This is a genomic window from Salinibacterium sp. NG253 (assembly GCF_015864945.1).
Lineage (GTDB): Bacteria > Actinomycetota > Actinomycetes > Actinomycetales > Microbacteriaceae > Rhodoglobus.
In genome coordinates, this window is record NZ_JADYWF010000001.1 from 942,758 (window position 1) to 960,283 (window position 17,526).

The following is a 17,526-nucleotide window of genomic DNA, read 5'->3' on the forward strand; positions in this document are numbered from 1 at the left end:
TGCGTCATGCGACTTTTAGCGAGCCCCCGGGCGCGGGCGTGGTTTCTTAGCGCGTCGCTACTAGTCATTTTAGGCGGCGACGCCTGGCGCTACTCCTTCGGCTGGGGTGTTTTTGTCACCCTAGCCGTGGGGCTTGGCGCAGTGTCGCTGTACATTCTCATTGCCAACCGTCAGCGGTGGAGCATTGGCGGGCTCCCCTATCCCCTCATCGCATTTATGGCGTTGGCCACGCTCTCACTCGCTTGGTCCTTCTATCCCGGCGCTACCGCACTCGGATTGCTCAATACGTGGCTGACAGTGATCGGCGCACTCGCCGTAGCAACCAGCTTCTCGTGGCAAGAAATGCTCGACGCTACGGCACGAGCACTCCGCATTCTTCTCGGCTTATCGATCGCTTTTGAGCTACTCGTCGCGACGATCATTCGTCACCCTGTCGCTCCACTCGCTCCGCAACCAGAGCTCACCGTCAACCCGGATGGCCCCCTGCCCATCATGTTGCTCTGGTCGCGTAACGTGCTCTTTGATGCCTTGGATGGCGGCCGGATTCAAGGCATCGTTGGCAACGCCAACCACTTAGGCTTTCTCGCGCTTCTCGCATTAATTGTGTTCGCTATCCAATGGGCTCAAGGCACCACGAAACGTTTCACATCGATCACGTGGCTGGCGCTGGCTGGCCTAACGCTGTTCTTGGCGAGGTCGGCAACTGTCACGCTTGCACTGGTTGCCGTGATCGTGACGGCAACCGCGATCCTTATTATCCGTACTCGCCGCACATCTCGATCGAGTGCCGTGGCTCAGATCACCTTTGTCGCACTCACCGCCGCTGCCATCGCAGCGGCGCTGATGTTCCGTGAATCCGTTTTTGCGTTACTCAGCAAGAGCGAAGATCTCACCGGACGAGCCGAAATTTGGCAGAACGTCAGCGAGCTTGCGCAACAACGACCCGGCTTCGGCTGGGGGTGGGTCAGCGTCTGGATGCCCTGGGCAGAGCCGTTCGCCGGTCTCGCGCAGCGCAACGGCGTTGTGCAGGTGCAGGCACACGATGTCTGGCTTGATATTTGGCTCCAGCTCGGATTCGTGGGCGTCGCCTTCTTTGGCGCGCTAGTGCTGACGACGCTGATTCGCACGTGGTCACTCGCCACTGACCGGCCCCAGCGCGCTGCCGGTGAACGACTGGCCTTCACCGCCAGCTCGGTCTGGCCCGTGCTCGTCATGATCGCCCTGGCCGTGCAATCGATCCCCGAAAGCCGCTTGCTTGGGGAATACGGCTTGTACCTACTCGTCATTATTGCGGTGAAGGCGAAACGCCCCGACTGGGCAGGAGTTCGTCAATGATTTCCCGCTCCGCCCTGAACACCGCAACGAATGCCGGCGCGGTGATCCTCTCGTCGCCTCGAACGTCCGCAGCGCTCAGCACTGTCGTCATCGGCACCACGGTAGCGGCATTCTTTCTGCGAACCGTTTTAGGCACTCCTGGCTTTCTCGCCGCCCTGGTGCTGCTCGTCGTGCTTGTCTCGCTGTCGGCATGGGCGCAGTGGAAGGATATTGGCTGGCGTGCCCTAGTGCCAATTTCACTCATCCTTTTCACGGGCTGGGTCTGGCTCTCCGTGGCATGGTCGCAGTACCGTGCGGAGAGCGTAGCGAGTGCGCTCTACTTGCTGATGCTCACAATTATGGGCATCTATATCGCCCTGGTGCGCGACACAATCCAAATCGTGCGGGCTTTTGGTGATGTGCTGAGGGCAGCTCTCGTGGTCTCTCTGGTTTTTGAGATTCTCACGGGCCTCATTTTCGATTCCTCGTTAGATGCGCTTCTGATCCAAGGAAATTTGGGCACAGCGGAACCAATTCAAGGCATTTTCGGGACTCGGAATCATCTCGGCATGATCGCCCTCATCGCGTTCATTACCTTCGCGATCGAATACTCAACACGATCCGTCGAACGCAATCTCGCGATCGGTTCACTCATTACAGCGGCGCTAGTTCTCTTGCTGTCGCAGTCTCCGCTCGCCCTCGGGGCTGGTCTAATCATTGCCGCCGCCACCGGCGCGCTTGTTGCTCTGCGCCGAGTTCCCTCCGGGCGCCGACGCTATTGGCAGATACTTCTGATGGCATTCACCGCGGCCACCCTGATCCTGAGCTGGCTTTCTCGAACAACAATCGTGGCGTGGTTCGATGCGAGCGACGAACTCGCCTATCGAGTGGGCGTGTGGCGGCAGTTGTGGACGCTAGAAGACAATTATCGGCTCGAAGGTTGGGGCTGGATCGGTCCGTGGGACGCCACCGTCGCACCGTATCTCGCGTTCAGATCCTTTGATTCCCGGGTACCCGACTCCGCACACAACGCGTACCTCGATGTATGGTTCCAACTCGGCGTCGTCGGGTTTCTTATTTTTGTCGGACTGCTCGGCTTAGCTTTCACGCGCTCATGGCTTTTGGCCTCCCGTCGGCGCAGCATCGTCTTCGCCTGGCCGGCTCTCGTGCTACTGGCGCTAGCTATCGGTGCACTCGCAGAGAGCTCGATCTTGACCGACTTCGGATGGCTCACTTTCGTCGTGTGCTGCGTCAAAGCGTCGCGAGAGCTCAGCTGGCGCCGTGCACTCGACTCGAGTGTTTCGCCCGGAATTTAGGTTCTACCACGGCGCAGACGCAGACGCAGACGCAGACTGAGACTGACGAGCATCCCACGCTGAGTTCACGATGTCCTCGACACCGAAGCGGGCAGTCCACCCTGTGAACGCTGTGATCGCATTGATGTCACCGACGATCGCCGCAGGATCACCCGCACGACGAGGTTGCACATCAGCCAACAGGCGTGTTCCTGACACTTCGATAAGAGCATCAACGATCTCACGAACGCTCGTACCTATTCCGGTGCCGACATTCAAAATTATGTTTCCCGGGTCGTGCGGAAGGGCATCCAAGACAGCCAAGTGCGCTTCAGCAACGTCCACGACATGTACGTAATCACGTACGCACGTGCCGTCTGCGGTGTCATAGTCGTCACCAAAAATTACGGGCGGCTGATTGTCGGCGATCCGATCAAGACAGATAGGAATTAAGTTGAAGGCCACCGTGTCTGCGAGCTCGGCGCTGCCGGCTCCTGCGACATTGAAGTAGCGCAGGCTGGCGGCCCTCAATGGCCAGGCCTCGGCCGCGGCTGTAATGATCTGCTCACCGACCAGCTTGGTGGCACCATACGGACTAATGGGCTGCGCTAGGGCAGCCTCTGAAATCGCACCTGAGGCATTGCCATACACCGCAGCTGACGACGAGAACACGAGCTTGTCAACGCCCGCATTTTCCATGGCCATGAGCAACTTGGCGACTGCGCCCACGTTGTCGGCGTAGTAAAGAGCAGGCTTTGCCACGGATTCCCCCACTTGCTTGTGGGCAGCAAAGTGGATGACTGCATCGATCGCGTTATCTCGGAGCACAGCTTCGATCTCACTCACAGGCGCTGCCGCCAAATCCATCCTGACGAACGGCACATCACGGATTCGATCAGCTTGTCCCGACCCGAGGTTATCGAGAACAACAACCTCGTCTCCGCGATCAACGAGCAGGCGGACAGTGTGGGCACCGATATAGCCGGCTCCGCCGGTAACGAGAACGCGCATGAAACCAGTCTAGGAGTTAGCAGGTGGTGAGTTTTGCGACTTTACTAGTCAACGCACTGGTGCCTCCGAGAAGTACAACTTTGGTCGCCCCGAGATCCACGATGTCTTGAAGCATTGCCTTCGGGACACAGGTCGTTTGCACGATGTAAAGCGGCACTGACTGCGCACCGGCGACCGCTGCACCGGAGAGCGCGTCAGGAAAGTTGTAGCCGGATGCCAAATAGACGGTATGGGCATCATCGAACGCAGCGTTATTGATTGCAGCCGACACTACGAATCGGTCGCTCCCGGCGATTCTCTCGACGTTCGATGAGCCCAGCAAAGACTTGAGGCTCGATTCGATACCGCTGCTGACCGCTGCTGTACCGCCAGCAATCTTCACGCTCGTAATTCCCAGCTTCGTCAAGAGCGATTTCGTTGCCGAATCCAGCTTGGATGAACTGCCGGGAACCAGAATCACAGGGCTACCGTCGGCCGCGGCCGCGGAACTCGCAGAAAGAGCATCAGCGAAAGTCGTTCCAGTGGCGATATACGCCGACGTGGTCGTTCCTGCCGGGAAGGCAGATTCTGCAATCAGCCGCGAGGATTCGTACCGATCATCACCGGAAATACGCGAGACCTTTGATGCATACCCAGCCAGACTGTTATAGACAGTTTTCGAAACTGCTCCCGTTCCTCCGACAACAACTATCTCTGCTGGTTTCAGTCGTTTCAGTTCAGCACGGGTACTCGACGGAACACTGGACGATGCCACCAAAAGTAGAGGGCCATCGAATAGCGCCGCAGCAGCTGCCGCGCTCAAGGCATCGGGAAAGTCCGTTCCTGTTACGACGTAGACGCGGTCGATACCGGAGTCGGGGTACGCCTTGGCGGAGAGTGCCGCTGAAACGACGAACCGGTCGTCTCCACTCACCCGAGAAACGGAAACATCAGGAGTGATGTCGGTGGGGTTGCCGAACCACGAATAGTAGTAGTACCAGAAGTTACGGTTTCCGTAGGAGGAACAGCTGTCACCGACTCCGCCAAGATTGGCCAACGCTGCTGCATTGGGTACGTACGGCGTGTAGTTGTAGAGGGCTGCGGTTGCGTAGTTAGAGATCTTTACTGTCTTGCTACCGCAGTTGTTGCTGCCCGGGTAGTAAGCGATGCTGAAAGTGCCAGGTTGCTTGGCGAAGTTAGCGGCCTTGTAAGCCTTGAATTGACGGGTTCCCGTGAACACCTGATACCCGAACCCCTGCGCTGTCTCTGAGCAACCACCGTCGTCTGGGCATCCATAGCCAAGCGCATTGTTGATGTTCCACGAGGAGGGGTTGGAGTTAGTGATCAGCCCTTGCTCTTTTTGCAGAGTAACTAAGATGACTTTCGCGCTGATCCCGCATGCGACCTGTGCCCGATAAATAATCGTCGACGCTAGGAGGTTGTCTCCGCCCTTGATCTCTTCACAAATCAAGTTACCGGTGGTCTGCGAGGTTTCTTTCGCTCGCGTCTCGACGTCTTGGCGCAGGGTCTTGAGCGCACCAGAATTCGCGTTCAAGAATGCCTGAATTTCACTTTGAGTCATCGCGGAACCGTCGTAGAACTCGTCGTCGCTAATGATGTTTCCCGGGTCGAACTCGCTGCCGCTGATGGCATAAGTAGCGGTCGCTGGAGCTGAGACGACAGCACCTGTCGCCAGCATGGCTACAGCCGCGGCGATAGCCGCGACTCGGTAAATTCCGGCTCTGGCCGTCAAAAAAGTGTGCATTCTGCAATCCCCCAAGCAAACACGCGTTGTTACAGGATATGTCTAATGGGAAGAATGTGAAGACCCACTTTGAGTGGCACGGCGCGTGGCGCCGCACTTCGCCGCGCACATGCGCTAGCTAAGGAACGCCTGCCGATCGTGAACTCAGTGCACGAATCCCGCCCCAGAGCAACGTACTTGATGAACTTTTCACGATCAGCGCAGATCCCAAGAAGCGTCGCTTCACGCGTTTCTGCACCGGCCACTACGACTGGAATCTCCCGTCCCACGGTCTTTTGAGGAGAGCGCGAACATCGTCGAAGGGGTGGGCAATAACGATTCGCCCCGCCGAGCAGGCCCCGACCGTGGTCACCCAATACGCACCAACTCGAGATTGCTCAAGCACAATAACGGCCGCACGATAGATCGCCGACAGCTGATCAATGGGGATGCCGCTGAGAGATCTCAAGGTGCCTAGCGTCGTTGAACGGCAAAGCTGGGACGCGAGAGGCGTACAAGCCTGGTCCGCGCAGATCTGCTCCGTGCGAGAGTAAAGCGACGGCCACTCCAAGTGTGCGCAGTTCAGAAAGCTCGGTCACGACATCATTGCCGAAGTAGCCACCGAACAGTGGCGATTCAGCCTCGATAATTACGGGCACACACGAGCGTGCCCTGCGCTCGAAGTACCCGCGGTGGCGGTCGCCGAAGAGGTACTCCATTGAAAGAGCAAACGAATAGGATTGGCGTGTTCCCCACGACTAATTCTCTGGAGTGTGAATGCACCAAGTGAACCCCCTGCAGCACGACAGCGCCGATATCGCTGACAACGCTTCCATCGCCGCAACGGCGCGGATTTGGCACTACGCACAAGTCCGCGAAAATGCGTCGGTTGGCGAGAACTGCGTGATTGGCCGCGGAGCCTACGTGGGCAGCGGAGTCGAAGTCGGCGACAATTGCAAAATTCAGAATTACGCACTGGTCTACGAACCGGCCAAATTGGGTCGCGGCGTGTTCATCGGGCCGGCCGTTGTGCTTACCAATGACCATTTTCCTCGCGCAATCAACGCTGATGGTTCTGCCAAATCGGCTCATGATTGGAAACCGGTTGGCGTCGATATTCGCGAGGGTGCGTCAATTGGTGCGAACAGCACGTGCATCGCACCACTCGTGATCGGCCGCTGGGCGCTCGTTGGCGCCGGCTCAGTTGTTGTTAAAGATGTTCCAGAGTTTGCTCTGGTCGTTGGCAGTCCCGCTCGCCGTATCGGCTGGGTAGGTACCGCCGGGCATCCGCTCACTGAAATTTCACCAAGCCTGTGGGAGTGTCCGGTCACCGGCGCCCACTATCAAGAAACCGCTACCGACCTTCTGATTGAGGTGCAAGATTCGTGATCCCCGCAGCTAGGCCCCAAATCGGCCAAGACGAACGCGATGCCGTTGACCGTGTGATGAGTTCTGGCATGCTTGCGCAGGGTCCGGAAGTCGCCGCCTTTGAGACCGAATTTTCAGCGATCGTTGGCGGAGCGCAGTGCGTTGCCGTCAATTCGGGTACGTCCGCATTGCACATGGCATTCGTCGCCGCCGGCATCGGTGCTGGCGACGAAGTCATCGTCCCCTCGTTCAGCTTTGCGGCGACAGCCAACGCCGTTGCGCTCGCGGGGGCCACTCCCGTGTTCGTTGACATTGAGCGCGACTACTTCTCCGTGGATCCCGCGGCGGTGGAAGCTGCCATCACATCGCGGACAAAAGCGATTATGCCGGTGCATCTCTACGGGCATCCGGCACTCATGGTTGAACTGAGCGCAATCGCCGCCGCACACGATCTCTTGGTCTTTGAAGACGCAGCCCAAGCGCACGCGGCGTCGGTCAACGGCGTTCCGGTCGGTAAATGGGGAATTGCTGGCTCGTTCTCCTTCTACCCGACGAAGAATATGACCTCCGGCGAAGGTGGCATGATCACAACATCTTCCGATGAGCTCGCCCGGGTTGCACGATTGCTTCGCAATCAGGGAATGGAACGTCGTTACGAGAACGAAGTCGTGGGATTCAATACCCGCATGACAGACATTCACGCGTCGATTGGCCGCGTACAGCTGACCAAGCTGGCCGGCTGGACCGCACAACGTCAAGCCAACGCCGCGTTTTTCGACGAGCATCTCAGTGGCGTCATCACACCTCCGGTAGCCGCTGGCTCCGTACACGTTTATCACCAGTACACGATTCGAGTTGTCGATCACGATCGGGACGCGTTTGCTGCCGCCCTCGCCGAACGCGGAGTTGGCACTGGGGTTTACTACCCCACCCCCATCCACCAGCTGCCCTCGTTCAAGCTCGATCTCGACCTTCCGGTGACGGCCGAAGTCGCCACGCAAGCTTTGTCATTGCCCGTGTATCCATCCCTTACCGAAGCGGAACGCGAAACGATCGTGAATGCCGTCAATGACGTAGCAAAGGCAGGCAGCTAATGACTCTTCGCGCAGGTGTACTCGGTCTCGGCGTCATGGGGCGCCACCACAGCCGAGTTCTCAACGAACTCGACGGCGTCGAATTCAAGGGTGTTTATGACCCTTCGGATGCCGTTCCCTCTCATATCGAAGGCAAGCCGGTAGTGCGAGACCTCGACACTTTCCTCGACATGGGCTTCGATTACTGCGTCGTCGCGGCGCCCACGATTTACCACTTGGAGATCGGCACGATGCTCGCAAGCCGCGGCATTCACGCGCTGATCGAGAAACCTGTTGCATCCACCTCGGAGGCAGCATTCGAATTGCGCGATCTCTTTGACGCGGCCGGCCTGGTCGGCGGTGTTGGCCACATTGAGCGCTACAACCCTGCACTCCAGTCAGCGCGCCAGCGGATCCAGGACGGATTGCTCGGTGAGATTTACCAGGTGACGACTCGTCGCCAGGGACCATTTCCCGGCCGCATTGCTGACGTGGGCGTCATCAAAGATCTCGCCACCCACGACATCGATCTGACCGCCTGGGTTACTCAGCAGGAATACGTCTCGATAAATGCACGCACCACGTTCCGCAGTGGCCGCGAGCACGAAGACATGGTTCTGGCCGTCGGCACGCTCAGCAAGGGCACCATTGTCAGCCACACGGTCAACTGGCTTACGCCTTTCAAAGAGCGCACGACGATAATCACGGGGGAACATGGCTCTCTCGTCGCCGATACACTCACGGCCGATCTGACCTACTTCGAAAATGGCGTTCGCCATCACCAGTGGGATGAGATTTCTCAGTTCCGCGGAGTGAGCGAAGGCGACGTTACTCGTTTTGCTCTCGATAAGAAGGAACCGCTTCGTGCTGAGCACGAAGCATTCCGCGATGCAGTGCTGTCAGGCGACACGAGTGCGATTGTGACGCTGGCACAGGGTGCCGCAGTAGTTGCCACAGCTGAGAAGTTTGTTGCGGATGGCCTCGAGCATCGTCTCGCAACGATCTAGCGTCTCTACCACCGGTTGATGGCCGGCCGATGGCCCCGCGGAGTGCTGCGGGGCCTCTAGGCGGCGCTACTTGTCGCCGTCGGACGCCGGAGGCTCGGTAACCTCTGACGAATTCTGCTGGTTATCGGCGCGCGCCAACGCGACCTGCCGAGCCATCGCTGTGAGGTCATTTTCGAGACGACGAAAACGGCGGTACGTCGTTGCCGCGACGCCCAAGAAAGCCAGCACGGTGATGTACAGCAACAGGTCGGTTCCTCGACCGACGCCGAGCAGACGCGCGGCGAACGTCCACACTTGAGGAACGAAGATGGATGATCCTGCCGCCACGATGAACAGCAACATGAAGATCCGTTGGATCGCTTGATTGCGTGCTCCCCCGCCACGCAACATAACGATCGCGACGACGATAACGGCAATGATCGCAAGGATCTGGAAGATGATGGTCACGATGCCCTACTTGAAGATAATTTCGACGAGGATGTTGATGGCGTTAAGCACCGACTGCCCCTTGCTTTTGGAGTACTCGGTGTAAACGATGTGCGTGGGGTGCTCGGCCCACGTCGCTTTATGCAGACTGATTTGATCGACGAGTTCTGACGCGTGCGCCATGCGGTTCTGTCGCAGCTGAAGCTCGAAGATCATGTCCCGTGAGATGACCCTCAGTCCGTTGTGCGCGTCGGTGAGCGCCATTCCGGTCGTGATTCTGGTGTAGCCCGTAGCCAGACGAAGAACAAACCTTTTCAGGCCGCTCATGTCGGTGCGATTGTCGAGAAAACGCGACCCGATGACGATGTCGAGCTTCTCGTCGCGAAGGCGTTGCACCATGTCAAGCGCATCCTGAACCTGGTGCTGGCCATCGGCGTCGAAGGTAACGACTTCCGTCATCTCAGGAATCAAACGAACGAATTCAAAACCGGTCTGCAAACTCGCGCCCTGACCAAGATTGATCGGATGCTGCACCACGATGGCGCCAGCCGATCGAGCTTGCGCTGCGGAGTCGTCGGTAGAGCAGTCGTCAACACAGACCACATGAGGAAGCGATTTTCGCAGTTCCTTAATCACGGACGCAATGACGCTTGCTTCGTTATACATCGGAACAACAACCCACGTTTGCGCCATGCAGCTAGTTTCGCACATTCTGTGTCGCGCAAACTCGATTCACGGGGGCTTTGACCACTATGTTGGCGGAGCCGATACGCAGTATCGAGCCTTTGATCGTGAGCGCAACCGGAGCGTGTTTATCCTGACGGCGGTCGCTAAGGGCCGCCACCATGGCGTCCGCGCACACGCTCACCTCGCGTACGTCAAGGACCGCGAAGCTCTACCCTGCTCAGTCCGCGAGCACGTCCTCCAACGCACCGCGTACGAATGCTGTCTGCACATCGAAGCTCAACGGCAGGGCCGCCGCTGCAGCCGCGTGCTTGTAGCGGTTCACTTGTTCCACAGTGAGCGATTCCATAGACGCTACGAGATCGTTCATATCGAAGGACTTACTCACGATGCCAAGACCATAATTCTCAAGCTCACGCACCATCTCCTCACTTGGCCCGATCGCCATGCCGATGCGCGCCTGCACGTAATCGAAAAACTTGTTCGGCAGCGTGAGCCGCGCATTCGTGTGGGTCGGTGGAATCCAAAAGATTCCGAGATCGTAGGCCGAGAGCGTGGCGGGGAGCTCGTCGGGGCGCACCGGATCGTGGAAGCGGATGCGATCCACCCCCTCGGCGATTGCTCGAAGCTCCGCGAGGTGCGCACCTCCGTCGGCGGCCGACACGAGGTACAGATCAAGACTGAAGCGCTCAGGGAGTTTACGAAACGCGCGGATCATTGTTTCGAGGCCGCGACCGCCGATCGCTGCACCGCTGTGCACACACCGAATGCGGTCGTCTCGGCTTGCCTGCACTGGCAGCTCCATATAGGGGCCCGCATTCGTCATGAGCGTGGCGTCCACTCCGAAACGTTCTCGATATAGTTCGACGATTCCGTGAGAAACAGTGGTGACGAGCGTGGCCCGGTGCAGGTACGTCTGGCAGAGATGCACCATGAACGGCGCAACGAGCAGCCGCCACGAAGTGATGTGTGTGCGTTCCTCGGGCGCCCACTCGTGCAAATCTGCCCACACTGGCGCGGTGCCCGCGAGTCGGAATCCGAGATCGAGCACCCGAGCATCGTTCGCAACGACGAGGTCCCAGCCGCCTTCGGGAGCGTTGAGCAAAGCAGCGTGCGCGAGCGCCCATTGTGCAGCAGGCGACGAGCACTCGGCGGCCTTATGCGCGTGGACGGCGAGCTTCGCTACTCCCAGCAGGGTCTGAGGCAGAGTCGTGAGCCCGTCGGGCACTTGCACATGCCGCGTCGCGCCGACAGGGGTCTCCCCGAAACCGACGGTAGTCACCTCCCCAAGTTCCGAGAGCAGATGAATCTGCCGCAGCACTCGAGCATCCCGTTCGATAGGGCTGAACGAGATGCAAAGGATCTGTTTCGCGGAGCTCGTCACGGTGCGAGTTTAGCGCGAACAGGGAAGGCTCACCGGTTAGAATTGTCTGAATCGGTCCGCCGGCCGACATGATTTTGCATGAGGAGTACGGTTGCATCTAGTCGTCGTGTCGCGGATCTACCTCCCCGAGCCGTCGGCGGCGTCGTTCTTTCTCAGCGCTGTCGCCGATGAGTTGTGTTCACGCAATCATGAGGTCACCGTACTCACCGCCGCCCCGCCGCGCGGCTACGCGATGCCGGAGCGAGCCGAGCGCATTCGCACGTTCCCGGTGCTCCGTGATCGCACAGGTTATGTGCGCGGTTATCTGCAGTACATGAGCTTCGACATCCCGGTTTTCTTCCGACTGCTTTTCACTCAACGCCCATCCGCAGTTCTCGTCGAGCCACCTCCAACGACCGGCGTGATGGTGCGTCTGGCGTGCTGGCTGCGCCGCATCCCGTACGTGTACGACGCCGCTGATCTCTGGTCCTTCGCTGCTGGGCACGCAACGAGCTCTTCTCTCGTCCTGCGCACACTCGAAGAGCTCGAACGCCGGGCGCTCAGCGGTGCACAGCGCATCGTCACCGTCTCCGATGAGGTGAAGGATCGCATCATCGCTTGGGGAGTCACTACCCCCATAACGACGACGGGCCGCGGCGCAGATACCTCGCAGTTCCATTACTCCCCCGCACCCTCGAAGCCCCTATTCCTCTACGCGGGGAGTTACTCAGCCTGGCACGGGGCCATCGTGCTCGCCGACGCGTTCGCAGAATTCCTCACTACGCATCCCGGCTTCACGCTCCGTTTTGTGGGTCACGGCAGCGAGCTCGAATCAATCCGCGAGCGTGCCGATCAGCTTGGCATCGCCGACGCAGTTGAGTTCGCCGATCCCGTCCCGCCTTCTGAACTCAACGCGCAGCTCAGCGCAGCAACGGCATCGCTCGCGACGCTACTGCCGGGCGGCGGATACGAGTTCGCATTCGCGACGAAGACATACTCATCATTGGCGAGCGGATGTCCAGTGATCTTTGCGGGCCCAGGCCCGACCGCCGCGTTCTTGGCGCGGGCCAACACCGAGGTGCACGCGGGAGCGCCGGTTGCCTACGATCCCGCGGCCATCGCGGCGGCGATGCGTGAGATTGCGGATGCACCGGCACCTCCCGCGTCGCGCGAACGACTTGCCGTCTGGGCCGACGAACACGTATCGATGCGGGCGGCCGCGGCACGCGCCGCGGACGCGATCCTCGACGTCGCGAATGGAGCAACCGCATGAGCACCGACCTCACACTATCCGCGGTCGTTCCGTGCTTCAACGGGGAGGACACCCTGCCCCGGCAACTGTGCGCACTCACCTCACAGCCGCGCGAGTTCCTGCACGAGATCATCGTGTCAAATAACATGTCGACCGACCGAACCTCGGAGATTATCGCGGAGTTCGCGGCCACAGACGACCGGGTACGTGAAGTCTCGGCGGACCGCGCTCAGGGCGCGGTCTTTGCGCAGAACGACGGCGTGCGGGCGAGCACGGGCGACTTCATCATGTTGTGCGGTGCGGACGATGAGGTGCAGCCGGGGTGGGCCGAGGGCTTTTACCACTCTGGCGAGAAGGGTGCCAAAATTATGGGCTGCGTGATCGTGCACTGCCGGGAATCCGGAGCGGTCATCCGCGAAATTTCCACGCTCACCGACTCCACTTGGCCGGGAATGATCTCGCTTGGGGGCGGGCAGGCTTGTTTCGCGCGCGAAGCCTTCGACGCTGTCAATGGATTTGACGAGGCTTTCTCTGGGGCTTCCGAGGACACCGACCTCTTCTGGCGTATGCAGCTGGCGGGATACTCGATCGACTTCACCGAATCCGCTCGTTTCAAGTACTTTGCGCGAGCGACCCCGGCTGACATTCGACGACAGCAAACCGGATACGGCATGGGCAAGGCACAGCTTTATGCCAAGCACCGCGGTGCTGGCATGCCGCGCCGCAGCGCTTATCTCGCGCCAATCATGCTCGGCGTAGCGGCTCTGCGCGCCCTCGTGTCACGGCCGGGCAGCGAGAAGCGCCTGACCGCTGCTTCAACCTTCGGTTACAACTGGGGCCACATCAAGGGATCGTTCCGCTACCGCTGTTGGTACCTCTGAGTGCTCGGGCCTGCCTGACCTGAATCTGCCGGTGCAGGCTCTACTTCACGAGGCCCCGCACTGCATCGAGCCACGGAGTTTGCTGAGCCTCCGAACTCAGCTCCTTGGCTCCGTCATGGGCATGGGATTTCCAGCGGGCGACCTCGCCCGGCTCGAGCCCGTCGAGCACTGCCACGATGTCTGAAACGTCGAAGCCTGCAGCGGCGACCCCGAGGTCGTACTCCTGCAGCAGACGCTCCATATCGACAGTCGGCCCGATCACCATGCCGAGGCGCGCCTGCACAGAATCGAAAAACTTATTCGGCAATGCGAGCCTGATATTTGTGTTGGTGGGGGGCAGCACGTGCAGGCCCGCGTCATAGCGGTGCAATACATCGATGAGTTCATCGTGCGGCACTGGCGGATGCAGAGTCACACGCTCGCCAAGCTGGTGAGCGAGGGCCTTCAGCTCGCGACCGAACGGCGTCTCCTGCTGAGTGAGGTACAGATCAAGCGTGACGTTTGTGGAGGACTGAGCTACTGCCTCCATCATCACCTCGGGCCGTCGGTTCCGCGCGGTCACTCCCGCGTGCACGAGACGAATCGGGTCGCCGACCGGGGTTGGTGTGAGATCAGCGCGGTACGGCGCAGCATTGTGCACGACGCCGCAGTCCATACCGAAGCGGTCCCGATAGTGTTTCGCGATCGTCTCAGAGACGGTGGTGGCCGCTGCCGCGCGCGCGGCCCGATGCGAGAGAATCCACTCTTGGTAGGGTTGACGCACTTTCACCCACACCGGGATATCGTCGTGCAGCCCCGGATAGTACTCGTGCAAATCGAGCAGCACCTTGGAGGGACCGACCATCGAGTAAGCGACCGGCAAGGTCTCGAGTTCATTCGCGAGCACAGCATCAAAGCGACGCCCGCGGAGTTTCGCTATCGCGTTCTTGCACCGCTCGTCGCCCGCGAACGCCGCCGCATACATCCGCAGCCGCACGAATATAGCTTCACGGTACTTCGAAAAGGTGGACACCGCAGGATCAAGCCTGATGTGCTCGATGTCCTCGCGGACAGCTTTGCCGTACCCACAGGTGACGACGTCGTAGTGCTCGGCGAACATAAGCGCCTGTTTCTTCACACGAGCGTCGTTTACGAACTCGGTGAACGAAAGGATGAGTAGCGTCGGCCGTGCGCTCATAGTAGTCCAGCTAGCTCTGCCTGCAGCCGGAATTCGGGAACCTGCGCGACGACCTCCTCGAATGTGCCACTGCCCAAGATTTCGCCCTGATCGAGGTAGCAGATGCGGTCGTATTCGCGGATTGTCGCGAGCCTGTGCGCGACAGTGATGAAGGTCACTTCGCCCTGCAGCTCGCGCATCGACTCAGTCACGCGGTTCTCGGTCGCCGTGTCGAGAGCACTCGTCGCCTCATCCATCACGATAACCAATGGATCGGAGTACAGCGCTCGCGCAATGCCGAGCCGTTGCTGTTGGCCACCCGAAATCGACGAGCCGCGTTCACCGATCCGCTCCTCGATTCCTGCACCGCGGTGGGCGAGCTCCTCGAGGTGCGCGCGTGCGAGCGCGGCGGTAACCCGGTCGGAATCGTAGTCGTCTTCCCACGTAAGGGCCACGTTCTGGGCGATCGACGCGTCGAAGAGCGCGACGCGCTGCGGGACGTACCCGACCCGTTGCCGCCACTGTCGCATGACAGTGTTCAGTTGCTCGTCGTCAATCCACATCGATCCGCTTGTAGGAACACTTAGCCCAAGCAGAATATCGATGAGGGTCGATTTGCCTGATCCTGAAGGGCCCACGATGGCGAGGCTCGAGCCGAATGGCACAGTGAACGAGACGTTTTTGAGCACATCGGCATCGGCGCCCGGATATCTAAAACACACGTCCTCTAAGGCGAGTTTCTGCGGTGCCACCGACAGCTTGGCGGTGTCGGCGCGCTGTTCCTGCGCGGTGCTGTCGCCGCGCAGATCAGTGAGTTCGCGGATCACATCCCGTGCGTATACCTCATTCGCCGATGCGGCGGTGAAGCTCGCCTGCACCTGGTTCATGGCTGGGATCATACGAAAGCCAGTCGCGGCGAATAACGAGATTGCGACCACAGCCTGCGCCGTGCCGTTTGCCCCTCCCCCACCGACGAGGTAGGCACTGCCCCCCACAATGAGGAACCCGCCGATGAGCGCGGACTCGAACACATACTTCGGGACGATGCCGAGGAACGAAATGTTCGCCCGCGCGCGGGTTGCAACCTTGCGGTTCTTCGAGACGACCCTGCCGACCTCTTCGAGCTTGTCGCGGAGCACGACCTCTTTCAGCGCTTCGACCATCTCTGTCATGACAGTCGCAACCTTGTAGGCGTAACCGCGGTTGTCGCGCCCCGCCGCTTGAGATCGACGCGTTACAACGAGCAGCATGAATACCGCGATTAACGAGAGGTACACGAAGGCGATGAGCGCAGTCAACGGCTGGGCGAAGACGAGAACGCCGAGCACCGCGACGAAGGTGAGTGCGTTACCTGGGACCTGGGCAAGCGGCAAGATGAACCCGAGGTTGGTATTAGCCATCGAACTGTCGACGATGCGCGTCACTTCGGCGGTGCTCAATTGCGAGCGCTTTAGCCAACTCGCGCGCGTGTATCCCTGAAATAGCTCGTCGCCGACCTGAAGTTCATACCGGGCGAAGCGGCGCGTCGCGTACCAATGCAGCACGACCGCGAACACGCCCTTCAGAATGAAGAGTAGACAGATGACTGCGATGATCCACACGGTTGCAGAATCAGGCACCTCTCCGAGCACCGGAAGAACGACGGCGCCGCCGGTTACCAACGGAGTGACCACGAGCATGATGAGCGTGAGCGCCATAATGTCGAGGATTGCGAGCAGGCTAGTCGCTATTGAGTACCAGACATAGTACGGTTTGGCACCCGCCGGCAGCACTGTGAACAGCTCATTGAGTGTGCGCCACAGATTCCTCATCGCGCTCCCCCCTCGACTCCGTCGACCCACACCGCGAGCACGCGGCCGCTCTTGTCCCCGTTGTGGATTCGAGTAACGAACCCCGGTCCTGCCGCCGCTCGCTCGAGCGCCTCGGCGGGCTCTGCGATTATACGGAGGATCGTCTCGCGCAGCGCTGCTGCTGAGGCCTCGATTATAGGAAGTTCTTCACCAGTAAGCTCCGCGACTCGATCGCGGTGCGGCACGCGAGAGACAACGATGCGCCCGGCGGCCATCGCCTCGCAGGCCGCGACACCGTAGGGACCGCCACGGAACTGATCGAGAACGATGTCCGCCGATCGATAGAGTTCTGGCATCCCTGAGTGTGGAACCCCGCTTACACTCTGGTATCGGATGAGTCCCAGCTCGTGCAGCTCGCGCATACTCTCTTCGATGAGTTCAGTTCCTTTGATGAATGACTTCGAGGGCACGTGCACGACGCGAGGCACCCCGCCGTGACTGAGCGGTACCTGGCCCCCCGCCCACAGGGGCGGGTCGACAACCGTCGGCAACCACGTCGCATGAGGAACATCGCTCAGTAAATCGACCGTCGAGACAAAGACTGGAGCCCCAGTCGCGGCAATCAGCTCTTGGCTACGACGGGTAACACCACGCATCGTCTCCGCAAATTCTGGGCTAGATGCGAAGTACGAGTCGGGTTCGACGGCCAGATGCCGATCGGGATCGCGGATGTCGGAGCCGTGGAAGATGAGACCCACTTGCACGCCGCGAGCCGTGAGCGCCTGAGCTTGACCCGCCGCCGAGTTATAAAGGCGGCCCGCTACCCCGCGGTTCGATTCAATAAGCACAGCGCGATACTGCGTGAGCGCTTCGAACTGGGCGCGCTGCCACGAGCGCGAGAATGCCGCATAGCCAGCGTGGGCTGGGAGATCGACGGGGAACTTGAATGCGTCATCGGCAATGAGCTGCATGCTCGTCGCCCGCACGTCAGGTTTGGCCCGCTCAAACGAACGCGCCCACTGATACCCCTGTCCGGCACTGTTCGCGGGCCCGATGAGCACACGCTCTCCCTGATCGCCAGTCGGGGCCGTGCCAGGTCTACCGACGCCGCGCTGCGCGAGCTTCACCATCGTGAGGCCTTGGGCTGCTCGTGCCCGGAGGTTGCGGATCACATTCACCATAA

16 protein-coding genes are annotated in these 17,526 nt (G+C 59.9%); 7 read left to right on the forward strand and 9 right to left on the reverse strand.

Annotation, left to right across the window (positions count from 1 at the left end):
* The first annotated feature begins 6 nt into the window (after positions 1–6).
* Together I6E52_RS04565 and I6E52_RS04570 are read left to right on the forward strand one after the other, a co-directional pair.
* Positions 7–1,335 carry an O-antigen ligase gene (locus tag I6E52_RS04565; RefSeq protein WP_197155203.1) on the forward strand — a complete coding sequence of 443 codons (1,329 nt, stop codon included), beginning with the start codon at positions 7–9 and terminating at the stop codon, positions 1,333–1,335.
* Complete coding sequence (locus I6E52_RS04570; protein ID WP_197155204.1) at positions 1,332–2,630, forward strand: O-antigen ligase; 1,299 nt, start codon at positions 1,332–1,334, stop codon at positions 2,628–2,630. Before I6E52_RS04565 ends, I6E52_RS04570 begins: the two co-directional genes overlap by 4 nt.
* Before the next feature lie 3 nt (positions 2,631–2,633).
* On the opposite strand, the gene galE is transcribed toward I6E52_RS04570, so the two are convergent.
* The 3 genes from galE to I6E52_RS04585 all read right to left on the reverse strand — a co-directional run bounded on the left by galE (position 2,634) and on the right by I6E52_RS04585 (position 6,062).
* Positions 2,634–3,620 (reverse strand): UDP-glucose 4-epimerase GalE, encoded by a 987-nt coding sequence (gene galE / locus I6E52_RS04575; protein WP_197155205.1) that lies wholly within the window; start codon positions 3,618–3,620, stop codon positions 2,634–2,636.
* A 16-nt stretch (positions 3,621–3,636) separates the two neighbouring features.
* Complete coding sequence (locus I6E52_RS04580; RefSeq protein WP_197155206.1) at positions 3,637–5,364, reverse strand: cell wall-binding repeat-containing protein; 1,728 nt, start codon at positions 5,362–5,364, stop codon at positions 3,637–3,639.
* A gap of 419 nt (positions 5,365–5,783) precedes the next feature.
* Positions 5,784–6,062, reverse strand: a complete 279-nt coding sequence (locus tag I6E52_RS04585) for a hypothetical protein (protein WP_197155207.1) — start codon at positions 6,060–6,062, stop codon at positions 5,784–5,786.
* Positions 6,063–6,138: 76 nt separating this feature from the next.
* Between I6E52_RS04585 and I6E52_RS04590 the strand changes: the two genes are divergently transcribed.
* From I6E52_RS04590 to I6E52_RS04600, 3 genes are read left to right on the forward strand one after another with little or no spacing between them, the layout of a single operon-like run.
* On the forward strand, positions 6,139–6,732 hold the full coding sequence (locus I6E52_RS04590) for an acyltransferase (protein WP_231601930.1): 594 nt from the start codon (positions 6,139–6,141) through the stop codon (positions 6,730–6,732).
* Entirely contained in the window at positions 6,729–7,805 is a 1,077-nt protein-coding gene (locus I6E52_RS04595; protein WP_197155209.1) for a DegT/DnrJ/EryC1/StrS aminotransferase family protein, read from the forward strand. The genes I6E52_RS04590 and I6E52_RS04595 overlap by 4 nt, the downstream gene beginning before the upstream one ends.
* Complete coding sequence (locus tag I6E52_RS04600) at positions 7,805–8,791, forward strand: Gfo/Idh/MocA family protein (protein ID WP_197155210.1); 987 nt, start codon at positions 7,805–7,807, stop codon at positions 8,789–8,791. Before I6E52_RS04595 ends, I6E52_RS04600 begins: the two co-directional genes overlap by 1 nt.
* Positions 8,792–8,857: 66 nt before the next feature.
* Here I6E52_RS04600 and I6E52_RS04605 read toward each other — a convergent pair whose 3' ends face one another.
* From I6E52_RS04605 to I6E52_RS04615, 3 genes are all read right to left on the reverse strand, one after another.
* Positions 8,858–9,238 (reverse strand): DUF2304 domain-containing protein, encoded by a 381-nt coding sequence (locus tag I6E52_RS04605; protein WP_197155211.1) that lies wholly within the window; start codon positions 9,236–9,238, stop codon positions 8,858–8,860.
* 6 nt (positions 9,239–9,244) lie between these two features.
* Positions 9,245–9,910 (reverse strand): glycosyltransferase family 2 protein, encoded by a 666-nt coding sequence (locus I6E52_RS04610; protein ID WP_197155212.1) that lies wholly within the window; start codon positions 9,908–9,910, stop codon positions 9,245–9,247.
* A gap of 211 nt (positions 9,911–10,121) precedes the next feature.
* Positions 10,122–11,285 (reverse strand): hypothetical protein, encoded by a 1,164-nt coding sequence (locus I6E52_RS04615; RefSeq protein ID WP_307842385.1) that lies wholly within the window; start codon positions 11,283–11,285, stop codon positions 10,122–10,124.
* Positions 11,286–11,376: 91 nt separating this feature from the next.
* Between I6E52_RS04615 and I6E52_RS04620 the strand changes: the two genes are divergently transcribed.
* A complete protein-coding gene (locus tag I6E52_RS04620) occupies positions 11,377–12,537 on the forward strand; it encodes a glycosyltransferase (RefSeq protein WP_197155213.1) in 1,161 nt (386 codons plus the stop codon).
* Positions 12,534–13,397: a glycosyltransferase family 2 protein gene (locus tag I6E52_RS04625; RefSeq protein ID WP_197155214.1), complete on the forward strand. Its 864-nt coding sequence runs from the start codon at positions 12,534–12,536 to the stop codon at positions 13,395–13,397. The genes I6E52_RS04620 and I6E52_RS04625 overlap by 4 nt, the downstream gene beginning before the upstream one ends.
* Positions 13,398–13,437: 40 nt before the next feature.
* On the opposite strand, the gene I6E52_RS04630 is transcribed toward I6E52_RS04625, so the two are convergent.
* Genes I6E52_RS04630 through I6E52_RS04640 form a run of 3 tightly spaced genes read right to left on the reverse strand, consistent with a single transcriptional unit; the run spans position 13,438 to position 17,524 of the window.
* A complete protein-coding gene (locus I6E52_RS04630; RefSeq protein WP_197155216.1) occupies positions 13,438–14,574 on the reverse strand; it encodes a glycosyltransferase family 1 protein in 1,137 nt (378 codons plus the stop codon).
* Complete coding sequence (locus I6E52_RS04635; RefSeq protein ID WP_197155219.1) at positions 14,571–16,364, reverse strand: ABC transporter ATP-binding protein; 1,794 nt, start codon at positions 16,362–16,364, stop codon at positions 14,571–14,573. Before I6E52_RS04635 ends, I6E52_RS04630 begins: the two co-directional genes overlap by 4 nt.
* Complete coding sequence (locus I6E52_RS04640) at positions 16,361–17,524, reverse strand: hypothetical protein (protein WP_197155221.1); 1,164 nt, start codon at positions 17,522–17,524, stop codon at positions 16,361–16,363. Before I6E52_RS04640 ends, I6E52_RS04635 begins: the two co-directional genes overlap by 4 nt.
* Positions 17,525–17,526: the final 2 nt, after the last annotated feature.

Bases quoted from the DNA above. Each gene is read 5' to 3' on its own strand.
- I6E52_RS04565 (WP_197155203.1), top strand. From the start codon at position 7: ATGCGACTTTTAGCGAGCCCCCGGGCGCGGGCGTGGTTTCTTAGCGCG.
- I6E52_RS04570 (WP_197155204.1), top strand. From the start codon at position 1,332: ATGATTTCCCGCTCCGCCCTGAACACCGCAACGAATGCCGGCGCGGTG.
- galE (WP_197155205.1), bottom strand. From the start codon at position 3,620: ATGCGCGTTCTCGTTACCGGCGGAGCCGGCTATATCGGTGCCCACACT.
- I6E52_RS04580 (WP_197155206.1), bottom strand. From the start codon at position 5,364: ATGCACACTTTTTTGACGGCCAGAGCCGGAATTTACCGAGTCGCGGCT.
- I6E52_RS04585 (WP_197155207.1), bottom strand. From the start codon at position 6,062: ATGGAGTACCTCTTCGGCGACCGCCACCGCGGGTACTTCGAGCGCAGG.
- I6E52_RS04600 (WP_197155210.1), top strand. From the start codon at position 7,805: ATGACTCTTCGCGCAGGTGTACTCGGTCTCGGCGTCATGGGGCGCCAC.
- I6E52_RS04610 (WP_197155212.1), bottom strand. From the start codon at position 9,910: ATGGCGCAAACGTGGGTTGTTGTTCCGATGTATAACGAAGCAAGCGTC.
- I6E52_RS04625 (WP_197155214.1), top strand. From the start codon at position 12,534: ATGAGCACCGACCTCACACTATCCGCGGTCGTTCCGTGCTTCAACGGG.
- I6E52_RS04630 (WP_197155216.1), bottom strand. From the start codon at position 14,574: ATGAGCGCACGGCCGACGCTACTCATCCTTTCGTTCACCGAGTTCGTA.
- I6E52_RS04635 (WP_197155219.1), bottom strand. From the start codon at position 16,364: ATGAGGAATCTGTGGCGCACACTCAATGAGCTGTTCACAGTGCTGCCG.
- I6E52_RS04640 (WP_197155221.1), bottom strand. From the start codon at position 17,524: ATGGTGAATGTGATCCGCAACCTCCGGGCACGAGCAGCCCAAGGCCTC.